General features: G+C 61.3%; 21 protein-coding genes. 6 read left to right on the top strand and 15 right to left on the bottom strand.

All coding sequences use genetic code 11. From position 1 onward, the window contains the following. Window positions 1–2: 2 nt before the first annotated feature. The gene (fliF, locus tag AC07VY_RS17530; protein WP_495098472.1) at window positions 3–1,724 is read right to left on the bottom strand and encodes a flagellar basal-body MS-ring/collar protein FliF; all 1,722 of its coding nucleotides are present in this window, start codon (window positions 1,722–1,724) and stop codon (window positions 3–5) included. Between the two features lie 176 nt (window positions 1,725–1,900). On the opposite strand from fliF, the gene fliE reads away from it, so the two are divergent. Further along, window positions 1,901–2,218 (top strand): flagellar hook-basal body complex protein FliE, encoded by a 318-nt coding sequence (gene fliE, locus AC07VY_RS17525; RefSeq protein WP_495098473.1) that lies wholly within the window; start codon window positions 1,901–1,903, stop codon window positions 2,216–2,218. Between the two features lie 53 nt (window positions 2,219–2,271). Here the strand turns inward: fliE and AC07VY_RS17520 are convergent, their stop codons facing one another. The 4 genes from AC07VY_RS17520 to AC07VY_RS17505 all read right to left on the bottom strand — a co-directional run bounded on the left by AC07VY_RS17520 (window position 2,272) and on the right by AC07VY_RS17505 (window position 5,909). Beyond that, complete coding sequence (locus AC07VY_RS17520; protein WP_490591192.1) at window positions 2,272–2,571, bottom strand: flagellar protein FliT; 300 nt, start codon at window positions 2,569–2,571, stop codon at window positions 2,272–2,274. 27 nt (window positions 2,572–2,598) lie between these two features. Then, on the bottom strand, window positions 2,599–3,009 hold the full coding sequence (gene fliS, locus AC07VY_RS17515; protein WP_495098474.1) for a flagellar export chaperone FliS: 411 nt from the start codon (window positions 3,007–3,009) through the stop codon (window positions 2,599–2,601). A 108-nt stretch (window positions 3,010–3,117) separates the two neighbouring features. Next, the gene (gene fliD, locus AC07VY_RS17510) at window positions 3,118–4,548 is read right to left on the bottom strand and encodes a flagellar filament capping protein FliD (protein ID WP_495098475.1); all 1,431 of its coding nucleotides are present in this window, start codon (window positions 4,546–4,548) and stop codon (window positions 3,118–3,120) included. 140 nt (window positions 4,549–4,688) lie between these two features. Beyond that, window positions 4,689–5,909, bottom strand: coding sequence for a flagellin N-terminal helical domain-containing protein (locus AC07VY_RS17505; RefSeq protein WP_495098476.1), 1,221 nt, complete (start codon window positions 5,907–5,909; stop codon window positions 4,689–4,691). Between the two features lie 242 nt (window positions 5,910–6,151). Between AC07VY_RS17505 and AC07VY_RS17500 the strand changes: the two genes are divergently transcribed. Continuing rightward, a complete protein-coding gene (locus AC07VY_RS17500) occupies window positions 6,152–7,375 on the top strand; it encodes a flagellin N-terminal helical domain-containing protein (RefSeq protein WP_495098477.1) in 1,224 nt (407 codons plus the stop codon). A gap of 64 nt (window positions 7,376–7,439) precedes the next feature. On the opposite strand, the gene AC07VY_RS17495 is transcribed toward AC07VY_RS17500, so the two are convergent. The 10 genes from AC07VY_RS17495 to AC07VY_RS17450 all read right to left on the bottom strand — a co-directional run bounded on the left by AC07VY_RS17495 (window position 7,440) and on the right by AC07VY_RS17450 (window position 20,700). After that, complete coding sequence (locus AC07VY_RS17495; RefSeq protein WP_495098478.1) at window positions 7,440–7,772, bottom strand: SMR family transporter; 333 nt, start codon at window positions 7,770–7,772, stop codon at window positions 7,440–7,442. Beyond that, window positions 7,769–8,323 (bottom strand): TetR/AcrR family transcriptional regulator, encoded by a 555-nt coding sequence (locus tag AC07VY_RS17490; protein WP_495098479.1) that lies wholly within the window; start codon window positions 8,321–8,323, stop codon window positions 7,769–7,771. Before AC07VY_RS17490 ends, AC07VY_RS17495 begins: the two co-directional genes overlap by 4 nt. Before the next feature lie 160 nt (window positions 8,324–8,483). Continuing rightward, entirely contained in the window at window positions 8,484–9,263 is a 780-nt protein-coding gene (locus AC07VY_RS17485) for a cephalosporin hydroxylase family protein (RefSeq protein ID WP_495098480.1), read from the bottom strand. Between the two features lie 36 nt (window positions 9,264–9,299). Further along, window positions 9,300–10,052, bottom strand: coding sequence for a class I SAM-dependent methyltransferase (locus tag AC07VY_RS17480; RefSeq protein ID WP_495098481.1), 753 nt, complete (start codon window positions 10,050–10,052; stop codon window positions 9,300–9,302). Continuing rightward, window positions 10,049–10,954 carry an NAD-dependent epimerase/dehydratase family protein gene (locus tag AC07VY_RS17475; RefSeq protein ID WP_495111341.1) on the bottom strand — a complete coding sequence of 302 codons (906 nt, stop codon included), beginning with the start codon at window positions 10,952–10,954 and terminating at the stop codon, window positions 10,049–10,051. Before AC07VY_RS17475 ends, AC07VY_RS17480 begins: the two co-directional genes overlap by 4 nt. Continuing rightward, window positions 10,951–12,180 (bottom strand): methyltransferase domain-containing protein, encoded by a 1,230-nt coding sequence (locus AC07VY_RS17470; RefSeq protein ID WP_495098483.1) that lies wholly within the window; start codon window positions 12,178–12,180, stop codon window positions 10,951–10,953. The genes AC07VY_RS17475 and AC07VY_RS17470 overlap by 4 nt, the downstream gene beginning before the upstream one ends. Continuing rightward, window positions 12,177–12,737, bottom strand: coding sequence for a dTDP-4-dehydrorhamnose 3,5-epimerase family protein (locus AC07VY_RS17465; protein ID WP_495098484.1), 561 nt, complete (start codon window positions 12,735–12,737; stop codon window positions 12,177–12,179). The genes AC07VY_RS17470 and AC07VY_RS17465 overlap by 4 nt, the downstream gene beginning before the upstream one ends. An 84-nt stretch (window positions 12,738–12,821) precedes the next feature. Then, entirely contained in the window at window positions 12,822–13,877 is a 1,056-nt protein-coding gene (rfbG, locus tag AC07VY_RS17460) for a CDP-glucose 4,6-dehydratase (protein ID WP_495098485.1), read from the bottom strand. Further along, window positions 13,877–14,647, bottom strand: coding sequence for a glucose-1-phosphate cytidylyltransferase (gene rfbF, locus AC07VY_RS17455; RefSeq protein ID WP_495098486.1), 771 nt, complete (start codon window positions 14,645–14,647; stop codon window positions 13,877–13,879). The genes rfbG and rfbF overlap by 1 nt, the downstream gene beginning before the upstream one ends. Continuing rightward, complete coding sequence (locus AC07VY_RS17450; RefSeq protein ID WP_495098487.1) at window positions 14,644–20,700, bottom strand: tetratricopeptide repeat protein; 6,057 nt, start codon at window positions 20,698–20,700, stop codon at window positions 14,644–14,646. Before AC07VY_RS17450 ends, rfbF begins: the two co-directional genes overlap by 4 nt. A gap of 215 nt (window positions 20,701–20,915) precedes the next feature. On the opposite strand from AC07VY_RS17450, the gene motA reads away from it, so the two are divergent. The 4 genes from motA to AC07VY_RS17430 are packed head-to-tail and all read left to right on the top strand — an operon-like array spanning window position 20,916 to window position 23,844. Then, on the top strand, window positions 20,916–21,776 hold the full coding sequence (gene motA, locus AC07VY_RS17445) for a flagellar motor stator protein MotA (protein ID WP_495098488.1): 861 nt from the start codon (window positions 20,916–20,918) through the stop codon (window positions 21,774–21,776). Between the two features lie 17 nt (window positions 21,777–21,793). Then, window positions 21,794–22,756: a flagellar motor protein MotB gene (gene motB, locus AC07VY_RS17440; protein WP_495098489.1), complete on the top strand. Its 963-nt coding sequence runs from the start codon at window positions 21,794–21,796 to the stop codon at window positions 22,754–22,756. Between the two features lie 60 nt (window positions 22,757–22,816). Further along, window positions 22,817–23,215: a chemotaxis response regulator CheY gene (gene cheY, locus AC07VY_RS17435; RefSeq protein ID WP_495098490.1), complete on the top strand. Its 399-nt coding sequence runs from the start codon at window positions 22,817–22,819 to the stop codon at window positions 23,213–23,215. Next, entirely contained in the window at window positions 23,212–23,844 is a 633-nt protein-coding gene (locus AC07VY_RS17430) for a protein phosphatase CheZ (RefSeq protein ID WP_495098491.1), read from the top strand. The genes cheY and AC07VY_RS17430 overlap by 4 nt, the downstream gene beginning before the upstream one ends. The last annotated feature ends 4 nt before the right edge of the window (window positions 23,845–23,848 follow it).

Raw genomic sequence — 23,848 nt, 5'->3', positions numbered from 1 at the left:
GCTCAAGAGCTGGATTCCCCATTAATCCACCCCCGGACAATATTTGCAACCGCAGTGGAGTTGGTTCTAGCCAACTGCCGTGCATCCTCCAGCCGCACTTGATGGTCCGTCGGCCCAAGCATGGGCACCCCGCCTGGCCCCATCAACATGGGGCGTTGAGGGTCATCCGCCACCATGGCATCCAACTGTCCACCTGGACCAGCCAGAACCGGCAAACCATCCGGCCCCACTGCACCCACCGCCAAAGGCTCCACCTTGGGTGCCATCATGGTCTTCATACCGGGCCGGATCAAGCCAAAAAGCACCAGCGCAGCCAAAACCACGGTGCCAATAGGCCAGGCCAGGCTACGCGCCACCTCCAGTGTCTGCGGTTGCTTCCACAGAGGGGTGTCATCCACCACGGCACTTTCAACCATGAAAGGCGCATTCATCAGATTTACCGAGTCACCACGGTCCTTGTTAAAACCAATCGACTCGCGCACCAGGGCTGTCATCTGCTCGATCTGCTGATCACTCAATGCCTTGGAAATCGGTTTGCCCTTGTCGTCCTCTGACACCATATGGTTCACAACCACTGCTGCACTCAGCCGCTTGATAGAGCCAGAGCCCCCGCGCACCACCCGCACGGTCTTGTCAACCTCGTAATTGGTCACCGACTCGCGTTTGGCTGGCGTTATATTGGCACCTGCAGCACCGCCACCGGCCACCGTCAATGGCGAAGACGCACCGTTGATAGGAGCCGTCGAGGAAGCCGGGGGCTGGTTGGTCGTCGCCCCCGGGATACCCGTTGCCGGATTTCCAGCGCCCGCACCAGCACCGGATTCAACCACTTGCTGGCTGCGTACCGCGCTAGTATCCGGCGACAAATTGGGTTTGTGCATTTCCGCCGTGGATTCCACTTGCGAAAAATCCACCTCGGCAGTCACCTGCGCTTTGACGTTCTGCCGCCCGACAATCGGCTCCAACATATCCAGAATGCGGCGGCTGTATTGCTGCTCAATTCTTTGCACATATTGCAGCTGCTCTGCATCCGCACCAGCCGCACCGTCAGGCGACTGCGATAGCAGCTTGCCTGTGTCATCCAGCACGCTGACCGCACTGGGTTGCATTTCTGGCACGCTGGACGCCACCAAATGCACGATGCCCGCCAACTGAGTCCTGTCCAGCGTCTGGCCTGGATTCAAACTCACCAAGATGGAAGCGGATGGCTTTTGCTGCTCTCTGAAAAACCCGTTCTGGTTGGGTAGCGCCAGGTGTACTCGGGCACTGGACACCGACGATAAGGCCTGGATAGAACGCGTCAACTCCCCCTCCAAGCCACGCTGAAAGGCCAGCCGCTCCTGGAATTGCGTCATACCGAACCGATTGGCTTCCATAATCTCAAAACCGGAGACCGAAGCTTTAGGCAAACCCAAGGAAGCCAGGCGCAAGCGCGTGTCATGCACACGATCCGCCGGCACCAGAATGGCGCCGCCGCCCTCCGTGTACTTGTACGGCACATTCATCTGGGTCAATTGAGCCACGATGGCACCGCCATCCTTGTCCGCCAGATTTGTATACAAAACACGGTACTCTTGCCGCCCGCTCATAAGAATCCCGGCAATAACCACCAAGACCAGCAATGCCAATCCAGCCCCCAGACGCAAACGCTGGGTGCGATCAAGCTTGGCCAGTCTTTCAGCAAATGGCGAAGAGCTAACGGGAATTTCAGCGACTGCAGACATCATGCTTTCCGGATCGGTATGGCGCGAGCTTGCTCCACGAACTGGGGTGATTATTCTGCCAAGCCCCCCAAAACAGCAGCGTGATAAGCCCGTGTTTTGACCACCATTTCGCCCAATGCTACCGCGCCCGCCTGGCTACGATCACTGCATAGGACCATTACCCTGGAGAAATCGCTATGGATCTCCGCTTGTCACCCATTTCGAGCACCCCGATCCCCCGCACGGGATCAACCATCCGTACCAACACCCCGACTGTGGGCGGCGCGGAAAGCGCTGGTTTTTCAACCGCCCTCAAAGGCGCGCTGAAAGATGTAAGCAATGCACAAAATACGGCAACCCAGCTACAGCAGGAGGTTCAGATGGAGAACCCCAATGTAAGCCTGGAAGAAACCATGGTCGCGATCCAGAAAGCGCAAATTGGCTTTCAGGCGACTCTGCATGTACGCAACCGCATGGTGCAGGCGTACAGCGACATCATGAATATGCAGGTCTAGCACCTGCACAACCGGGGTCCACGGACGCACCAGGCGCCGTGCCCCTCCCCTCTTCAGTGAACCACCTGGGGCCGACGCTCCAGCAGATGCTCAAACTGTTGAATCCAAGGCTCGGTCAGGTAACGGATCTCAGCGTCATTACGCAAGATACGTTGCATGATGCGGGCCTTTTCCGTTTTGTCTTCCGGGGTTAACTGTTCGGCATAGGACTGGTGGCGCAACTGCTCAATCAGCACCGCACACGCACCCTCATAACGCACCACTTCATCCCAATCTTCAACCTGGGCAGCCTGCAGCATCTTATGGCTGCTGTCTTCGATGGCTTTGTAATAGTCAATCAAGAGTTGCGACATGGTGTAAATCCGGCAATAGGTCTAAATTCAAGCGTTGCCAACCGAGGGCACATTGATGCTTTTCCAGGCATCAAACACCGGCACGATCAATTGGGTCACCTCCTCAACCAACGAAACATCGTTCTTGAGGTTGGCAGTGGTCAGTCGCAAAATACTGTAGTTGTATACACCATTCAAATTCACGGCCAACTCACCTCCAGCTTCCATATCCAGGCCAGACTTCAGCCCTTCTTCCAGGATGCGAACAGCTTTGCCAATCGCCTCCCCCTTCGTCTCGATATCGCCTCGGGCCAGGGCACCGCGTGCACTGTTCAAAGAGCGCAGCAGGGCTTCAAACAACAGGCAAATCACTTGGTGCGGGCTTGCGCCTTCAATGCTGGTTTGTGCACCAACTCGCTTATATGCAGAAGCTGCGCGCGCGCTGACTGGAGTAAACATGGTGATAGTGTCCGTTGGGCTTGTTGTATTAGTTATCGACACAGCACAAAAAAACTCAAGTCAAATTGTTAAAAAAAGTACCGTCTGATCCAAGCAATACAGCGCCACTTACTTGCTACTGCTATTCCAAATATCGACCTGCTGCGTGATGTACGAATTCAACGCCGTCAAGCCTGCCATCTTGGTATCCAGGGCGGTGTAAGTTTCCCGCAGACGCTTCTCCACCGATGCCGCACGCGCCGTCACTTTGTCCTGCTCTGTTGTGTTGCGCTTGACTGACGCTGCCAAAGCATCCGACTTATTGTTCAACCCTCCGTCAAAGGAGAGTAAATCCGTGGCAAAGGCCTTTACCTTGCGGGCAATACCGTTGGTGGATGTATCCGTATTGCTCTGAGCGAACAAGGACTTAACGCTGTCCGGCGTATCCAAAGCCGTTCCCAGTTTCGTCGCATCCACCGTAAAGTTTCCGTCCTGGCCCAGAGAAATGCCAATTTCAGACAAGTGGGAGTATGTGCCAGCCACCGCGCCACTGCCCATGATGGAGCGCAAGGTATTACGCAAACCCACAGCAGTGGAGTCACCCTGCAAATCCCCCGCCTTCTTGGTCGTGTCGTCATATGCGGTGGCATCAGCGAGGTACTTGTTAACCGCGTTGTAGGCATCCACAAATGCCTGGATATTGGTGGTCAACGCTGATTTGTCCACCGCACTAGACACCTCCGCATCGGACGTTGTCACAGCTGACGCGGTGATCGTCATACCCGCAATCACACCGGTAAAGGAATTTGTGGCTGAACTGACTGAAATGCCGTTGATCGTCGCCTTGGCGTTCTGGGCCGATTGATAGGTATTTGCGGTCATGCCATAGGCGGTAGTCGCAGACAAATCAAAGCCCAGCTTGGACAAACCGGAACTATCCGTATTAGTGCCATCGTCATCTGCCGCCAGCACACGAAAGCCTGACGCCTCACCGGTCGCGGACGAGCGCAACATCAATCGATCACCCGTAGCATCCGTAAGAACTGTGGCAATCAGGCCCGCACCAGAGTTATTGATCTTGGTCGCAATCTGAGCCATGGTATCTGTTGCGGTGACGGCAACCGCCACGCTTGATGCAGAGCCCGCAGCAAAAGAATTGTCAGACTGCCAAGTTCCCAGTTGCAGGGTGAGCGTACCCGAACCACCAAAGGCCGCCCCCGCCGTGACGGCAGTCGATGCGGTGGACTGGGCCTTCGCCAATTGGGATACCCCTACGCTGAAACTGGTGGCACTGGCAAAACCTGTTACAGAGGCAGTTACCGCGCTATTGGAAGAGCTCACCTTGATGCTATTCCAACCGCTGTCCAGTGTGATCTTGGCAGCTGCATCCGACAGGGTGGAGACGAGGGATTTAACCTGCGAATAGTCAGATATCTGAGTCTGAATCACCGCCGCCTTGAGTTGCAGCGTCGTCAGGGGCTGCTTTTCCAACGCCACCAGTTTGGTGATGATGGACTCAACGTCCAAACCACTGCCGATGCCAGTTGATGTAATGCCCATGATGACCTCCAGGACGGATGCTTGCTACGACGAAACGAACAGGCATATTTGTACCTGCATTTCGGAACGCAAAACGGCGGATAAAGGGGGTGCCTTTATCCGCCTTTTCGTTTTAGCACCTATTCACGGTGCTGTCAGCCTTATTGCAGCAGAGACAACACGCTTTGTGGCAGCTTGTTGGCTTGCGCCACCATCGCGGTACCGGCCTGCTGCAGAATCTGCGTACGCGACAGGTTGGCGGTTTCCACCGCGAAGTCAGCGTCCACAATCCGGCCGCGAGATGCAGAAAGGTTTTCCACGTTGATCGCGATGTTGCCGGTAGCACTGTCAAACCGGCTTTGCAAAGCGCCCAGCTGGGCCCGTGCACTGTTGACCTGGTTGATGGCGGAGTCCAACTTCTTCACAGCCACCCAGGCATTGCGCTGCGTATCAATCGTCAAGGTATCAATACCAAGTGCATCCGTGCTAGTGCTGGTGGCGCTCAACTGACTTGCAATCGATGTAGCCGCCTCGCCAGTGGTTGCCAGCGTGAAACCGGTCAAGGTCACAGCTTCCGCATCACCACCCGTGGTCAACTTGGACGACATCAGATCGATACGATAGGTCTGATCATCGTTCTGCGACAGATAAGCCGTCACACCCGTATCCGAAGTCTTACGGTTGATTGCCTCCACCACTTGACCCATACGTTCTGCGCCGGAGCTGGCTGCGGCGATCACACCCAGATCCACGGCCACCGTAGCACTGGCGGTAGAAATGCTCAAAGTACCGCTATTGATAGAAGTCAGCGTGCTCACCGAGCTGGCCGCCACGGCACTGGCGGACGAGTCAAATCCGTACGCTACCTGCGACAGGCCATTGGCAGCCGAATTGGTCAACTTACCCACGGTAATCGTGTCACCAGCATTGGCACCCACTTGGAAAGCCGCACCAGCAAACGAGCCGTCCAGCAATTTCTTGCCGTTGAAGGTGGTTTGCTTGGCAATACGATCCACTTCGTCCGTCAGCTGGGAAACTTCGGCCTGCAAGGCCTTGCGGTCATCGGCACTATTGGTGGCGTTACCGGCCTGCACGGCCAGTTCACGCATACGTTGCAGCATGTCGCCGACCTTGCCCAAGGCGCCTTCAGCCGTTTGCGCCAGCGAAATACCGTCATTGGCGTTACGCGAACCCACCGTCAGGCCCTTGATCTGGCTGTTGAAGCGCTCGGCAATAGCCAGGCCGGCAGCATCGTCCTTGGCGCTGTTGACGCGCAAACCCGAAGACAGGCGCTGCATAGACGTGGCCAACGAGCCGGCGGACGACATCAGATTGCGCTGAGCATTCAGCGAATTGATGTTCGTGTTGATAGTTGTGGACATTTCAAAGCTCCTGAAAGGTTGAGTTCAATGACGAACCATTGAAAAGGCCCGTTGAGTATGTTTTCGGGTGTCCATCGCAAAACTTTAGGGCTGGACATGTAAATAGCCGGTGATTTCTGCCGCTTATCCAAGGACTGCCACGGACTCGAATAAACACAATTGAGTTACCGCTCATGGTCGTTGGCCAGCTGAGCTGACCCGAACCGGCTTTAGCCAACTTTCATCTCTCAAGGAGCTTCGCAATGGCTGCCACGATCAACACGAACATCAATTCGCTCAACGCCCAGCGCAACCTGGCAAACAATGCCATGGGGCTGGCTACCTCCATGCAGCGCCTGTCTTCGGGTTTGCGCGTCAACAGCGCCAAGGACGATGCTGCCGGCCTGGCGATCTCCGAGCGCATGGCCACCCAGATACGAGGCCTATCGGTCGGCTCGCGCAATGCCAACGACGGTATTTCGCTGGCGCAAACGGCTGAAGGCGCCTTGGGCAAGGTCGGCGACATGCTACAACGTATGCGTGAACTGGCCGTGCAGGCCGGTAACGCCACCAATAGTGCCGATGACCGCAAGGCCTTGCAGGCCGAAGTCACCCAACTGACCGATGAAATCGACCGCATCTCCAAACAAACCACATTCAACGGTACCAAAATTCTGGACGGCTCATTTGCCGGCGCGGTATTCCAAGTTGGAGCAAATTCCGGCGACGTCGCCTCCTTGGGTGCCCTGACCAACTCGACAGCCAAGGGCTTGGCCGATATCGCCTACGCCTACGACCAGTCGGCAAGCGCGGTGGATGCCAGCGCGGTGAGCACGTTGACCTCGATTCCATCCAACACCCTAACCATCTCCATTGCTGGTGCCACGGCAGCCGTGGACCTGGGTGCGATTGCAGTCGCGAGCTCTGGCTCGGAGCGCATGGGCCAAGTGATTGAGGCAATCAACCGTAAATCCTCCGACACCGGCGTCACCGCCTATCTCTCACAAAACGACGACCAGACCTATCGCATCGACCTGATGTCGTCCAAACTGGACAGCAACGGCGATCCGGCAGCTGTCACGCTGTCGGGCTTCTCCCTGGCGACCACTGGCGAAGCCGCGACCTCGATGGGCTCCAACATCAGCGCAACCGACACCACGACCGACGCCCTGGGCATCGACACGCTGAGCATCACCAGCCAGCGCGACGCCTGGGTGGCACTGAAGAAGATCGACACGGCCATCAACCAGGTCAACTCGGCCCGGGCGGGCCTGGGCGCCTTGCAAAGCCGATTTGAGAGCGCGGTGAGCAACATCAGCATCCAGGTGGAAAACCTGGCCGCAGCCAAGGGCCGCATCGTGGACGCCGACTTCGCGGTGGAAACCGCCAACCTGTCGCGCACCCAGATCCTGCAGCAGGCCGGCACCGCCATGGTGGCCCAGGCCAACAAGCTGCCGCAAGGCGTGCTGACCCTGCTGCAGCAATAAGCAGCGTAAGCACCATGAAAAAAGGCCCCGAGGGGCCTTTTTCATGGGCGCAGCAAACCCCGACTCAGTGCGCGGCGGATTTCGAAAACACGTTCATGACCACCACACCGGCAATGATCAATGCCATACCGCCCAGCGCAGGTGCATCCAGGCGCTGTTTGAACACCACCCACGAGACCGCGGCGGTCAGCACGATGCCCACACCGGACCAGATTGCATAGGCCACCCCCGTAGGAACCGTACGCAGCACTACTGTCAGGCAGTAAAACGCCGCGGCGAACCCCACCAGGGCGCCCAGCGTGGGCCACAGCTTGGTAAAACTGTCAGACGCCTTGAGCATCGCGGTGGAAATCACCTCCAGCACGATGGCGGCGGACAAAGCCAGATAAGCGTTCATGGAAGGTTCTCCTTATTAGATAAAGCCAATAGCGCGGCCTGGATTGCACTGCGGTCGGACGCAGACAGCTTGTAAATACCCAGCAGGTCAGACAGCCACAGGCCGTCTGCCGCCAGGCGCATGATGGTTTCGTTGATGCCCGGGGTCGGGTCCTTCTGGCGATCAGCCGCAACCCAGTCCGCCCAGCGGGCCGCCACCGACCGCTCGACCACCGACGCCACCAGCACCGCCCGCCAGTGGGCCAGATCGTCCGGGTCCGCCCCACCACCCACCGCCGCCCGGACATAGGCCTGGGCGGCAGCACCCGGCCCAACGCCCACCTGCCCCGCAAGCTCGACCTCGAACGCCGTGAGAAAGGTGTCCGCCATGGCCGCCAGCAACTGTTCGCGGGTGCCAAAGTGGTGCTGTACAGCCCCCTTGCTCACGCCTACATGTTCAGCCACCGCCCCGATGGACAGGGCCTGGCCTGCTGCGAGCAGCTCGGCCGTGGCGTTTAATAGCTTGGCGCGTACGGCGTCCGGGTCTTTTTTACGGTGGTGCGCTTCTGCCATGGCTGAATTTTAACATTACGACCGTATTGTTTCAAATTCAAAAAAAGGCCCTGGCACATGCAGCGCCAAGACCTCTCCATGCAGATATATAGGGAAATATGCTGTTGACGCAGGTAATACCTACGCCAGCAGCTATCAAAACAGAAGCATCAACAAAACCTCAAGCGATACGCTTCAGGAAGCCTTCAGGGGCCACGGTGACCATCAGGCGCGACTCGGACGCGCTATCCACGGCGAATTCGGGGTGGCTTTTCAGCCACTGGCGGCTGGCGGTCTTGGGGTTGTTACCCACATCCCAGGGGCGGTTCAGGAAGAAGTTGGGCGGCATGTCTTCGACAAAGGTGTCGAACACCACGCAGTAGCTGCCCGGCGTGACCAGGGGCGCATAGGCGTCCAGCTCACCCAGCACGTGGTCATGGGTGTGCATGGAATCCAGAAACACCAGCACTTTCTTGTAACCCTGGGCCGCGGCATGCACCTGGGCCACCACGTCGGGAGCGACGGACGAGCCCTGCACCATCTGGATGCGGCTGGCCATGGGGTGGGCCTCGATGGCGGCACGGTTGTGCGGGCGGATGTCGATGTCGATACCAATCACCTTGCGCGCAGACTTGCGCGGGTCGATGGTGCTGCCGCTCTCGATGGCATCGCACATGTCCAGCATGGCCAGCAGGGAGGCGCTCAGCACCAGCGAGCCGCCGTGGGCGATGCCGGTCTCGATGATCAGGTCCGGGCGCACCTGCCACACCAGCTCCTGGATGCCCACCATGTCCTGCGGGTACTGGATGATGGGGCGGCCCAGCCAGTCGAAGTTGTAGACATACTTCTTGTCCATGGATGCCTGCAGCCATTGGCGCGACAGGTCTTTGAAGGCCGTGTCCTGGGCATAGGCGGCCAGGCGCTCCTGGCGTTCGGCGGCAAATTGTTGTTCTGGGGTCATGTCGTGCTCCTAGTAGTCTTGAATGGGCGTATGTAATTAGCGTTTGATGACCAGGCCCTGGCCGGTGGGCAGCTCCATCACCTGGTAGCCGCGCTGGGCCAGCCAGGCGTCTTCGGCCAGCTTCTGGTCGCGGTAGACGGCCCAGCCGTAGTCGTCCAGCACCAGCAGGGCGCCGGGCACCATGCGGTCGAACAGAACTTCCAGCGCACCCACCTCGGCCGCCGCGTTGTTCATGTCCAGGTGCATGAAGGCAATTTTCTCGGGCGCCACCTTGTGCAGCACCTCGGGCACTGCGCCCTGGGTGACCACTACGTTGGGCATGTCGGCAAACCGGTCTACCACCGCCTGGTAGAGCTGGTTGCCGTGGTCGGGCATGGCGTGGTGGGCCATGCCCGGGGCATGTTCAAACAGGTCGTACAGGTAGTAGCGCTTGTCACAGCGGGCGAAGTTCACCGTGTCGCAGACCACGCGCACGCTGGTACCTTTGTAACAACCACCCTCCACGAAGTCGCCCTCCAGCTTCAAGCCGTTGCGCACGCCCCACAGCAGGATGGAGGTGCGCCACAGGATGGCCCGCTCCACGTCTTCATGGACGTTCTTCTCGACGGAGCGCATGAAGGCCTCATCGTCCAGAAAGCTCAGGTTGCGGTTGAAGGTGAACAGGTTGTCACCGGTGTAGATGCCCACCTGCACGTCCAGATTATTCACGCTGTGCTGGATGCCGCGCAGAAACTCGGGCTTGTTGGCGGCGCCCCAGAACATGCCGGTGAGATGGTTTTTGTCGGTCATGGCGTCACCTTGGTCGTTGTAGGCACAGGCACCACCATGGCAGCCAGGCCTTGCTCCAGCGTCAGTTGGGGCCGCCAGCCGGTGGCGCGCAGGCGGGTGCTGTCGCCCACCAGCATGGGCGGGTCTCCCGGGCGGGCCGTGGCCAGGGCCAGCACGGGGGCTGGGTCGGCGCCGCACAGGCGTGCCAGGATGGTCACCACGTCGCCAATGCGGCTGGGCTCGCCGGAGCAGATATTGAAGTTGCCGTTGCAGCCCTGCAGCAAGACCGTGGCCAAGGCTGCCGCCGCATCCGGCACCGGCAGCATGCCCCGGTAGGCCGCCACGTTCACACCAAACGGTGGTGCTTCACCCCGGAACACCCGCACCAGCGAAGGCAGCATGCGCTGAGGCGCCTCGCCCGGCCCGAACGGAAAAAAGATATGGCCCCAAGCCATGGACACGCCCCGGCCCGCGCACAGGGCAGCGGCCATGCGCCGGGTGGCATCCTTGGCCACGCCGTACAAGGTGGCAGGGGCGTAAGGCGACACGTCTTCGCGCAGATAGCCTGCGGCCCAGTCGTATTCGGCGCAGCTGCCGGCTATTGCCACATGCTTGCCACCCGCGTCGGCAAAAGCCTGCAGCAGGCGCAGCGTGGCGTCGGCCCAGCGGAAGTTGAGCGGAGATGTCCAGTACTTGCCGTATTCGGTGGTCCAGGCCAGGTGCATCAAATGGCTGGCGCCGGCGGCCTGCACGGCCTCGGCCAGGTTCGCGCCGTCCAGCAGATCGCAGTGCACCAGAGGTACATCTTCAAACCCGGCTGGCAGGCTGCGCCCCAACACGGCCACCTCGCAGCCCTGGGTGCGCAGCTGGGCCAGCACGTAGCGGCCCAGGTAGCCGCTGGCGCCGGTGAGCAGTACCTTCACGGCCACACGACCAGCCCCGGCACGGCGGTGACGAAGCGGCCGCCCCAGTCGCGGATGTAGGCCAGCTGCTCCATCACCTCGGCCTGCAGGTTCCACGGCAGTATCAGCACATAGCGCGGCTGCTGGGCGCGCAAATAGGCTTCGTCCACGATGGGAATGCGGCTGCCCGGCATGTACTTGCCCTGCTTGGCGGGAGCCCGGTCCACCACATAGGGCAGCAGGTGCGGGCGCACGCCGGCAAAGTTCAGCAGGGTATTGCCCTTGGCAGCCGCACCGTAGGCGGCAACACTGTGGCCCGCATGTGCGCCGCTCACCAAAAATGAGAGCAGCTCACGCGCAATGCGCCTGCTCTGCGCGCCAAATTGGCTATAGAACTCGGGCGTGCGCATGCCGGCCGCTTCCTCACCCAGCAGCACCTGCTGCACAGCGGGTGCCACGGGCTGGGTGCCAGTATCCGAGCGCTGGGCAAACACGCGCAGGCTGCCGCCGTGGGTGGGTAGCTCCTGCACGTCGAACACCTGCAGGCCGTTGGCTGCAAAGATGCGCTGCACGGCGGTGAGCGACAGATAGGAATAGTGCTCGTGGTAGGCCGTGTCGAACTGGCACTGCTGCACCATCTGCTGCACGTGTGGGAACTCGAAGGTCGCCACGCCCTGGGGCTTGAGCAGCGCGGCAAAGCCGGCCACGAAATCGTTGATGTCGGGCACGTGGGCCAGCACATTGTTGGCGGCGGTCAGGTCGGCCTGCTGGCCCTGGGCCACCAGCTCCTGCGCCAGCGCCACGCCAAAGAAGCGCTCCACCACCGCAATGCCCTTGGCCTTGGCGGCGGCCGCCGTGCTGGCGGTGGGCTCGATGCCGTAGCAGGGCACGCCGGCGGCCTGCACGTACTGCAGCAGATAGCCGTCGTTGGACGCCACCTCGACCACCCGGCTCTGCGCGCTGAGCGCGAAGCGCTGCTGCATCTCGGACACATAGGCCTGGGCATGGGTCAGCCAGGAGCTGGAGATGCTGCTGAAATAAGCGTAGTCGGCGGTGAACAAGGCCTCGCGCCCGGCATGGTCCTCGGTTTGCACCAGCCAGCAGTGCTGGCAAACCAACACCCGCAGCGGGTACCAGACCTCGGGCGCGTTCAGCGTGGTGTCGGTCAGGTAGGCGTTGCTGGGCGGGGCGCTGCCCAGGTCCAGAAAAGGCAGGCTCAGCAAGGCCCCACAGTGGCGGCATTTCACAAACGGACTCCTTCAAAATCATCGCCCAGCGCAGGGTGGCTGGCATCGCGGGCAGACAGGCCGCGCACGGGCAACGGCCAGGCAATGCCCAGGCGCGGGTCCTGCGGGTGCAAGCCGGCTTCACTTTGCGGCGCGTAGGCCTGGGAATGGCAGTACAGCATTTCCGCATCGGCCTCGACTACCTGGAAACCATGGGCAAAGCCGGGGGGTATCAATAACGCACGCTGGTTGTCGGCCGACAGTGGCTCGGCATGCCAGCGCAGATAGGTAGGCGAATCGGGCCGCAGGTCCACCGCCACGTCCCACACAGCGCCGCGTATGCAGCTGACCAGCTTCATCTCGGCATGCGGCGGGTGCTGGAAGTGCATGCCGCGCACGGTGCCGGGCTCGGCCGTCTGGGTGTGGTTGATCTGGGCAATGGGGCCGACCCAGCCGGCCGCGGCCAGCTCGTCGGCACAGAACAGGCGCGACAGAAAGCCCCGGGCATCGCCCAGGCGCTGGCGCTGCACCACCCACAGGCCGACCAGCGGGGTGGGCTGCAGTTCAAATCGGCTCATGGCTGCGCCACTTTCTTTGAATAAAAAGTGCCTCCGGCGCAGGAAATACCTGCGCAAGCAGCTATCAATAACAGAGCAAACGGCTTACAGCGGGCCATAGGCCTCCATCTGGCTACGGCAGAGCTGGGCCATGTCTTCACCGGCGCGCCAGGCGCGGTGCCAGGCCACGGTGTGCTCCAGCGCCTGGTCCAAGCTCCAGCGCGGCTGCCAGTCCAGCTGGGCGCGGGCGCGGGTAATGTCCAGGCGCAGCAGGCCTGCCTCATGGGGATGGTTGCCGCCGTCGGGCATGTCCACGCGGGCGCCCTGCCCCCACAGGCTGGCCAGACGTTGGGCCAACTGGCCCACACTGGCGTCGCCGCGCGCGTCGGGGCCGAAATTCCAGGCGCTGGCGGCCTGCGGCGCACGCGCCAGCAGATGCTCGGCCAGGCGCACATAGCCGGACAAGGGCTCCAGCACATGCTGCCAGGGGCGCACCGCGCCGGGGTAGCGCAGCTGCACCGGCTGGCCAGCGGCAAAGGCCTGCAGGCAGTCGGGCACCAGGCGGTCCGCGGCCCAGTCGCCGCCGCCAATCACATTGCCGGCGCGTGCGGTGGCGATCTGTGCCGCATCGGCGCCATGGAAAAAGCTGGCACGGTAACTCGCGACGACGATTTCGGCCGCGCCCTTGCTGGCGCTATAGGGGTCGTGGCCGCCCAGGGCATCGGCTTCGCGGTAGGGGTAGACCCATTCGCGGTTGTCGTAGACCTTGTCGGTGGTCACCACCACCACGGCGCGCACGCTGGGTACCTGGCGCACGGCCTCCAGCAGATGGGCCGTGCCCATCGCATTGGTAGCAAAAGTGCCCAAGGGGTCGGCATAGCTGGCGCGCACCAGGGGCTGGGCCGCCAGGTGGAACACCACCGTGGGCTGGGCCGCGGCCAGGGCCGCCTGCAGCGCCACCCGATCAGCCAAGTCGGCCCGGGTGTCGCTGGCCAAGACATCGGCCACGCGCGCCACCTCGAACAGGCTGGGCCTGGTATTCGGGTCCAGCGCATAGCCATGGACCTTGGCGCCCATGGCGTGCAAGGCCAGGGTCAACCAGCCGCCTTTGAAGCCGGTGTGGCCGGTGAGGAATACCGGGGTGCCTTGCCAGACCGCCATTACCAACGCTTCCAAGGGGCTTTACCAGAGGACCAAAGCTCCTCCAGCAGATTCTTTTCACGCAGCGTGTCCATGGGCTGCCAGAAGCCGGTGTGCTCGTAGGCGCGCAACTGGCCTTCCTCGGCCAGACCGGCCAGCGGCTCGGCCTCCCAACTGGTGCTGTCGCCAGCAATGCGGTCCAGCACCTGGGGCGAGAGCACGAAGAAGCCGCCGTTGATCAGCCCCCCGTCGCCGCGCGGTTTTTCGGTGAAACCCTGCACCACGTCGCCCTCCATGCGCAGCGCGCCGTAGCGGCCCGGGGGCTGTACGGCAGTCACCGTAGCCAACTTGCCGTGCTGCTGGTGGAAGGCGATGCTGGCGCTGATGTCCACGTCGGACACGCCGTCGCCATAGGTGAAGCAGAACGCGGGCTCGTTTTTTACGTAGTCGGCCACGCGCTTGAGGCGGCCGCCGGTCATGGAGTCGTCGCCGGTGTCCACCAGGGTCACCTTCCAGGGTTCGGCGTGCTTGTGGTGCACTTCCATACGGTTCTGCGCCATGTCAAAGGTCACATCGGACATATGCAGAAAATAGTTGGCGAAGTACTCCTTGATGATGTAGCCCTTGTAGCCGCAGCAGATCACGAAGTCGTTCACGCCGTGGGCGGAATACATCTTCAGGATGTGCCAGAGGATGGGCTTGCCACCGATCTCGATCATGGGCTTGGGACGGAGGTGGGTTTCCTCGGAAATCCGGGTACCCAGGCCGCCGGCCAATATCACTGCTTTCATAGGTCTCTCCTCTCCCAGCGCTGGAACATCTGAGCATAGGCCTGCTCCACGTTGCGGGCAAAGCCCAGCTCGTCCATCAGCCGGCTATCCCGCATCTGCTGGCGTAGCGTGGCACGCTGGTGCGCCAAAGCCGGCAGGTCTGCCGCCAGGGCCACTACTTTGTCCACGTACTCGTCTTCCGTCCGGGCGATCCATTCCGGGTGGCCTACGCCCTCAAGAATAGCGCTGCCGATGCGGCCCACGCTGGGGCGGCCCGCCAGGGTCACAAACGGTAATCCCATGTACAGGGTCTCGAACAGCGTCGTACCCGAGTTGTGCGGAAAGCAGTCGAGCCCGATGTCGATGCCGCGCAGCACGTCCCATGGCGGGCTGTGGTAGCCGATATGCAGGCGCTCTGGCTCTATGCCGTGGGCCGTGAATTTGTCCACCGCCGCCTGCTGGACGCTGGCGTCGGTAAAGGAGCTGCTGTCGATGACGATATGGGCCGTAGGCAAGCGCTGCAAGATGGCGGACCAGACACGGATGGTGCGGTGGTTGATACGCACTCCCCGGGTCAGGGTGCCCAGGGTGATGTAGCCGCGTGTCAACGCTGGCAGGGGGCTGGGCTCACCGGTGGTGGTGGCAGGACGGTAGGCGGTGTAGCTGCCGGGCAGGCGCCAGGGTTGCTCGGAAAACAGGTGTTCGCAGCCCTCTGGCGCGCTGGCCTTGTCGGTCAGGTAGTAGTCAATGGCCTTCAGGCCGGTGGTGTAGCCGTAGCCCATCCAGCTCATGGATACTGGGGCCGGTTTGCGGGCGAACACACCCAGGCGGTTGCCGGCGGTGTGGCCGGCCAACTCCACCAGAATGTCGATACCGTCGGCGCGGATACGCGCCGCCAAGGCCGCATCGCTCATGCCACGCGTGGGGACCCAGTGCTCAACGTAGCCCTTGTAGCGTTGGGTGGCACCGTCTTCCTGGGTAAGTTCGGCGTAGGCGTACACGTCCACCATGCTGGGGTCGTGGTGCGCCAGCAGGGGCTCCATGAAGAAGGTACAGGCGTGGTTCTTGAAGTCGGGCGAGACGTAGCCGACCTTCAGGCGACGGCCGGCCGCCGGTGGGTTGCTGTGGGCAGGCCACTCACTGCGGTGCGGTGCACCATACCGTCGCTCGAAGTCCGCATAGACCTCGTAGATGGCCTCGGCACTCTTGTCGGCGTCGTAGTTCAACGCGAACAACATGCTGGAATACACCGGGGCGGCGTAGTCGCACAGCTCCAGGGCACGGTAAAAGCTGGTGATGGATTCCGCCAAACGCCCCTGCATGAGCAGCGTGACGGCATAGTTGGACCAGGTCGGCATGAAGCCCGGGTCCAGCGCGATGCCCTTGGCCAGGTATTCCTCCGACTCGGTCAGGCGCCGCTGCTCCTTGAGGCTGGCGCCCAGGTTGCACAGCACCGCCACTGCATCGGGCTTGATCTCCAGGGCACTGCGGTAATCGGCCTCGGCCTGGGTTTGCAAGCCCAGCTCGCCCAGGAAGTTGCCACGGTGGAAATAGCTTTCGTAGTCGCCCTCTTTGACCTTCACGGCACCACGTATGCAGGCCTCGGCCTCGGCGCCCCGGCCCTGGCGCTGCAACGCGCGGCTCAGGTGCAGCGATATCTGCACGTCGTCCGGTGTCCAGCGCAACAGGCTGCGCCAGACCGACTCGGCCTCGACAAAATTGCCGGCGTCCTGCAGCAAGGTGCCCAAAATCTGGTGGGCGGAAACGAAGTCTGGCTTCAGGCGCAGGGCCTCGCGGTAGCAAGGTATCGCCTCGACCCGGCGCCCCTGGCCGCACAGGGTGTTGCCCAGGTTGTGCTGGGCTTCGGCGTCGTCCGGCTGCAAGGCGATGACCTGGCGGTAGTAGTGCTCCGCCTGCTCCATCAGCCCTTGCTGCTCGTAGGTCCGCGCCAGGTTGAACAAGGCCTCGGTGTCGTCCGGCAACAGTTGGACGGCACGCCGTTTGGCCTGCAGCGCCTCTTCCAGTCGCTCCTGTTTTTGCAGCAAAGAACCCAGCAATTTCCAGCTGTAGCCATGCCTTGGATAACGCGCCACGAGGGCGCGGGCCGCCTGGGCGCCCTCTTCCCATTGGCCCGCATTGAAGCTGCGTACCAGTGCGTCCATGGCTTCCACGGGCGGCGTGGCCTCTACCGTGCCCGGCGCCACATCGGCCAGCCAGCGCGTGAACATCTGCGCATAGGCCTGCTCGACCTGGCGGGTGAAGCCGGCCTCGTCCATCAGGGGGCTGGCCTGCATCTCCGCACGCAATGTGGCACGCAAGCGGGCCAGGGCCGGCAGGTCGGAGGCAAGGGCCACCACCTTGTCCACATACGCATCTTCGCTCTGGGCGATCCACTCCGGCCGGCCCAGGCCCTGCAGGATGGCGCTGCCGATGCGGCCCACGCTGGGCCGGTCGGCCAGGGTCACATAGGGCAGGCCCATGTACAGGGTTTCAAACAGCGTGGTGCCGGAGTTGTGCGGGAAGCAATCGAGTCCGATGTCGATGCCGCGCAGCACGTCCCAGGGCGGGCTGTTGTAGCCGATGTGCAGGCGCTCGCGGCCAATGCCGTGGGCGATGAACTTCTGCACAGCAGCCTCTTGCACCGGGCCGTCGCCAAACGAGCGGCTGTCGATCACGATATGGGCCGTGGGCAGGCGCTGCAGGATGCGCGCCCAGACGCGGATGGTGCGGTGGTTGACGCGCACGCCCCGGGTCAGCGTGCCCAGGGTGACGTAGCCACGCTCCAGCGCCGGCAGAGCATTCACCTCGCCCATGCCGGTACCAGGACGGTAGGCGGCGTAGCAGCCCGGCAGGCGCCAGGGCTCCTCGGAGAACAAATGCTCGCTACCCACGGGCACGCTGGCCGCATCGGTCAGGTAGTAGTCGATGGCGCGCAGGCCGGTGGTGTAGCCGTAGCCCATCCAGCTCAGGGAGATGGGAGCGGGTTTGCGGGCAAACACGCCCAGGCGGTTGCCCACGGTGTGGCCAGCCAGATCGACCAGGATGTCGATGCCATCGGCACGGATGCGCTCGGCCAGGGCCTGGTCCGACAGATGGCGGGTCAGCACCCAGTGGTCTACATAGCTCTGGTAGCGCTGGCTGACGTCATCTTCACGGCCCAGGTCGGCATAGGCCCACACCTCTACCTGCGCAGGGTCATGGTGCGCCAGCAGCGGCTCCATGAAGAAGGTGCAGGAATGGTTACGGAAATCAGGCGACACATAGCCCACCTTGAGGCGGCGCCCGGGCGTGCGGTTGTTGGTGTGCGGTAGCCAGGTGGCGCGCTGCGGTGCGCCAAAGCGGCGCTCATAGTCCTGATAGCTCTCGTACACCTGCTCGGCCGTATGGCCTGCGTGGTAGTTCAGGGTGAATAGCAGGTTGTCGAAAATCGATTTGTGCTCGGGCGTCAGCGCCAGCGCGGAACGAAAGTTGGCCTCGGACTCCTCCAGCCGACCCATCTTTTGGTAGGTGATGGCCAGATTGTTGAAGGCTTCGGCGTAGGCTGGTTTGAGCTGCAAAGCACGCTTCAGCGCAATCTCCGCCTGCGAGTAATGCTCCAAATCTTGTAGCGAATGGCCCAGATTGCAGGCAGCCTCGGCGTCCTGCGGCAGCAGCTTGGCGGCCTGGCGTTTGGCATCCAGGGCCTCCACCGCGCGCCCCGACGCCTGCAACAGCGCGCCCAGGGCCTTCCAGCCAAAGCCGTGCTGCGGGTAGTTGTGCACCATGGTCTGCGCGGCCTTGATACCGGCATCGAAGTCGCGGGACTCGAAGAACGAGGTCAGCAGCTTCATATCGTCCATGCTGGGATGCGCACCCAGCGCCTTGCGGCTCTGCTTCTTGCTGGTCTTGGGCGCCGCCTCCCATTGGGCGAACATGGCCTGGTACGCAGCTTCCACATTGCGGGCAAAGCCCAGCTCGTCCATCAGCCGGCTATCCCGCATCTGCTGGCGCAATGTGGCGCGCTGGTGCGCCAAAGCCGGCAGATCCGCCGCCAGGGCCACCACTTTTTCCACGTACTCGTCTTCCGTCCGGGCGATCCATTCCGGGTGACCTATGCCTTCCAGGATGGCGCTGCCGATACGGCCCACGCTGGGGCGGCCTGCCAGGGTGACAAACGGCAGGCCCATGTACAGGGTTTCAAACAGGGTGGTACCCGAGTTGTGCGGGAAGCAGTCCAGCCCGATGTCGATGCCGCGCAGCACGTCCCAGGGCGGGCTGTTGAATCCAATATGCAGCCGCTCCGTGGCAATGCCATGGGCGGTGAATTTATCTACCGCCGCTTGCTGGACGCTGGCATCTTTGAAGGAGCTACTGTCAATAACGATGTGTGCCGTGGGCAAGCGCTGCAGTATGGCAGCCCAGACACGGATAGTGCGGTGGTTGATGCGCACGCCCCGGGTCAGGGTGCCCAGGGTCACATAACCGCGCTGCAGTGCAGGCAGGGGGCTGGGTTCGCCGGTGGTGGTGGCCGGGCGGTAGGCGGTGTAGCTACCGGGCAGGCGCCATGGCTTTTCTGAGAACAAATGTTCGCAGCCCTCCGGTGCGCTGGTGGCGTCGGTGAGGTAGTAGTCGATGGCTTTCAGGCCGGTGGTGTAGCCGTAGCCCATCCAACTCATGGATACCGGGGCCGGTTTGCGGGCGAACACACCCAGGCGGTTGCCGGCGGTGTGGCCGGCCAGGTCCACCAGAATGTCAATGCCATCCGCACGAATACGCGCCGCCAAAGCCGCATCGCTCATGCCACGCGTGGGAACCCAGTGCTCAACGTAGCCCTTGTAGCGCTGGGTGGCGCCGTCCTCCTGGGTAAGCTCCGCATAGGCATAGACATCGACCACGCGGGCATCATGGTGGGCCAGCAGGGGTTCCATGAAGAAGGTGCAGGCGTGGTTCTTGAAGTCGGGCGAAACATAGCCGACCTTCAAGCGCCGACCTGTGGCCGGTGGGTTGCTATGGGCTTGCCACTCACTGCGGTGTGGCGCTCCAAAGCGCCTCTCGAAGTCCGCATAGATCTCGTAGATCGCCTCCGCACTCTTGTCCGGATGGTAGTTGGCGACGAACAGCAGGTTGTCAAACGCGACACGGTGGTCGGGCTTGGAGGCCAGCGCGTGCTGCAGGGCGTCTATGGCCTCGTCCACCTGCCCGTGGGCATTGAAAATGCCGCTCAGGTTGTTATAGGCCTCGGCAAAGTCGGGCTGCAAGGCAATTGCCCGCTCAAAGCAGGCATGCGCATCATGGATCTGGCCGTTCGCGTTGAAGGCCAGGCCCAGGTTGTTGAAAGCCTCTGCGTAATCGGGTTTGACCGCCACAGTGGCGCGAAACACGGCGATGGACTCGGGAATCTGCCCCAACTCGAAATGCGCGCGGCCCAGGTTGCAAAGACCCTCGGCATCATTCGGCAGCAGTTGCACAGCCCGTTTCTTGACCTCCAGGGCCTCTTCCTTTTTGCCTTGCGGCTGCAGCATGGCTCCCAGCGCCTTCCAGGCAAAACCGCTTTCCGGGCAGCGCTCCACCAAGGCCCGGGCATAAGCCTCACCCTGTACATAGCTTTTCTGCTGGAAGTAGACAACCAGGGCTTTTTGCTCTGCCGGAGTGGGCTCCAACGCCACATGCGGCTCCACGGCTTCGCCTGCTGCCAGCACAGGCAGGCGCTCAAACAGCGCATTGAACATCGCACGCGACAGACCCTGGGCTTGCGCCAAAGGCAAGACCTGGCGCGCCATATCGAAATACTGGCAGCGGATCAGTCCATCGATATAGCTGAACCAGAACTGGGTGCTGGAGGCATCTACATTCAGCGCTGCCTCGAAATACGGCAGGGCCTCCAGGGGCCGCAGCAGCTGTATGGCCAGCAGCACCCCCAGATTGTGGTTGGCATCGGGGTTGAGAGGCTCATCCTGCAGCACGGCGCGGTAAGCCGCTTCGGCCTGCGCATACTCCATCCGGCGGTGCGCATCCATGGCCTGCGCCAGCAAGCCCTCGGCCACGGAGTCGTCCGTGCGCGGCAGGCTTGCGGTATCGGTGGTCGCGAGAGTCATGGTCGTGCCGCCCTGGGGCACAGGGCCTATGGGATATTCGTACCCTGGAAGAATAACCAGCACCGAGCGAATGCAAAGGCCGATTTGACGTCGTTTTGCGCCCCTTCTCCCCGTGCAAACATCTTTAAATCCGATACATTTACACACAGGGTCAAACCGCTGGCACCGGCACTATCGGCCCAGCCTATCGCCACAACGCTTGCCAACATCCAAACATGATTGTCCTCATCGGCTACGCCGTCTCCATGGGTTGCATTTTCGGCGTGTACGTCTTCCACGGTGGCAATATCAGCGTAATCCTGCATGCCCTGCCGTTTGAGTTGATCACCATTTTTGGTGGCGCACTGGGCGCCTTCGCAGTCAACAACCAACCCAAAGTGCTCAAGGCCACCATCGCCTTGCTGCCCCAGGCACTCAAAGGGTCCAAGTACACCAAGACCCGCTACATGGAGCTGCTGTCCCTGCTCTACGACATCCTGCAAAAAGCACGCAAGGAAGGGCTGATGGCCATTGAAGGCGACGTAGAATCCCCCCACGAATCTGAGCTTTTCAAGAAATATCCGACGGTCGGCAGCGACCACCATGTCGTGGAGTTCATGACGGACTATCTGCGCATGATGGTGTCAGGCAATCTGAATGCCCATGAAATCGAGTCGCTGATGGACAGCGAAATCGATACCCACCACGCAGAAGCCCATGCCCCCGTCGCAGCCATTGCGCGCCTGGCCGGCGCACTGCCCGCCTTCGGGATCGTGGCCGCCGTGCTGGGGGTGGTGAACACCATGGGCTCAGTGGGCCAGCCACCGGCTGTGTTGGGTGGGATGATCGCGTCCGCCCTGGTCGGAACCTTTCTGGGGATTCTGCTGGCCTACGGGGTGGTAGAGCCCTTGGGTGGCCTGTTGGAGCAAAAATCCGAAGACAGCGCCAAAGAATTGCAGTGCATGAAAACCACGCTGCTGGCCAGTATGCAGGGCTACAACCCCGCCACAGCCATCGAATTTGGCCGCAAAGTGCTGTTCTCCCCTGACAGACCCAGCTTTTCCGAGCTGGAAAACCATGTGCGCGGCAAGAAATAACCTGAGCAAAGACCGGCATGGCGACTGAGGGCAAAAAACTTCAACCGATCATCGTCAAGAAGATCAAAAAAGGCGGCCACGCTGTGCATGGCGGCGCCTGGAAGATTGCTTACGCCGACTTTGTAACCGCCATGATGGCGTTCTTCCTGCTGATGTGGCTGCTGGGCTCCACCACGGAGGGCGACAAAAAAGGGTTGTCAGACTACTTCACGTCCCCCCTCAAGGTGGCCATGCAGGGCGGTAGCGGCGCCGGTGCCAGCAACAGCCTTCTACCCGGCGGAGGTGCGGACTTAACCAAAACAGTAGGACAAGCTGCACGCGGCTCAGGCGACGACCCGAAGAAAAAGAAGATGGACGAAACAGCCGCCAAGGCCGAAGCCGCCAAACAGGACGCCAAACGCATGTCCACGTTGCGCGCCAAGATCGACGCCCTGATTTCCAGCAACCCCAAACTATCCGAATACCGCTCACAGATTCGCCTGGAAAGCACACCTGACGGCCTACAGATCCAGATCGTGGACGAACAGAATCGCCCAATGTTCGACAGCGGCAGCGCCCTGGTCAAACCCTATATGCGAGAAATCCTTCGGGAAATTGGCTCCGCACTGAATGGCGTAGAAAACCGCATCAGCCTGGCCGGCCACACCGACAGCACCCCTTATGGCAACGGCGAACGCGGTTACAGCAACTGGGAGCTTTCTGCCGACCGCGCCAACGCATCCCGCCGCGAACTGGTGGCGGCTGGCATGCCCGACGAAAAAATGGCCCGCGTCGTAGGACTGGCTGCCAGCAGCCTTATCGATACAAAAAACCCGTTAGCCCCCATTAACCGCAGAATCAGTATTACGATCATGACTCGCGAGGCCGAGGAAAGACTGATGGGCAATGCGACAATAGACGCAGACGTAACAAGTGCAACGCCGAAGGTTACAGACATGACATCCACTCCAGAGCCCTCGCAAGGCGTGCAGAAACCATGAAAATGCCGAGAATTGCAACCATGCGACTTTTTTTAAAACCCCACCTAGAAAGGGTCACCCGTGGCAACTGACCTGCGTTTTCTTATTGTTGATGACTTCTCCACCATGCGCCGCATTGTGCGAAACCTGCTGAAGGAGAGCGGCTACGCTGACGCGGAAGAGGCTGAAGACGGCCTCGCCGCCCTGCAAAAGCTGCGCAGCGGTATCCACTTCGATTTCGTGGTGAGCGATATCAACATGCCCAACATGAATGGCTTCGAGCTTCTGGCATCCATCAAAGGCGACGAGAAGCTCAAGCACCTTCCCGTCCTGATGGTGACCGCCGAAGCACGCAAGGAAGACATCGTGGCCGCAGCCCAAGGTGGCGCGGCGGGCTATATCGTAAAACCGTTCACCAAAGCCACCCTGGAGGAAAAGCTCACGCACATCCTCAAGAAGAATGGGTTGATCCCAGCATGACAGCGCACGAGCCCCCATCTACTGGCGGCGGAGCCATGCAGCCCGAAGTGCACCAGAAGATCGGTCAACTGACACGCCAATTGCACGACTCACTCAATGAACTCGGCTACACGGACAAACTGAAGGACAGCGTCGAGGAACTGCCCGACGCCCAAAGTCGGCTGACCTATATCGCCCGCCTGACCGGTGAAGCAGCGGAAAAAGTACTGAGCCGGGTTGATCTGGCAAAGATTCAGCATGACTTCATCGCAGCCGAAACCAGCCGCATGGGCGCTCTGATTGTGAAAGACCCGGTTGCCGCAGTAGCCACTGGCGCGGTCTACAACTTTGTAGCCGACGTAGACAAGGCCAGCAAAGAAATCGACAGCCACCTGACCGAAATCATGATGGCCCAAGACTTTCATGATCTGACCGGCCAGGTGATCGCCCGGGTTGTCAATTTGACCGCAGTGATTGAAAAGCAGTTGATCGAATTGCTGATCCAAACCGCCCCTAGCCATGCGGCACCAGTCATCACACCCAAAGCACCCGAGAAACTGCAAGGCCCGGTGGTGGACCCCGAAGCACGCACCGACGTGGTGACAGACCAATCCCAGGTCGACGACCTGTTGGCCAGCCTGGGCTTCTAAAGCC

Source organism: Rhodoferax sp. GW821-FHT02C08 (assembly GCF_059421805.1).
The sequence above is the reverse complement of the archived record's forward strand: the minus strand, read 5'-3'. Positions and strand labels throughout refer to the sequence as shown.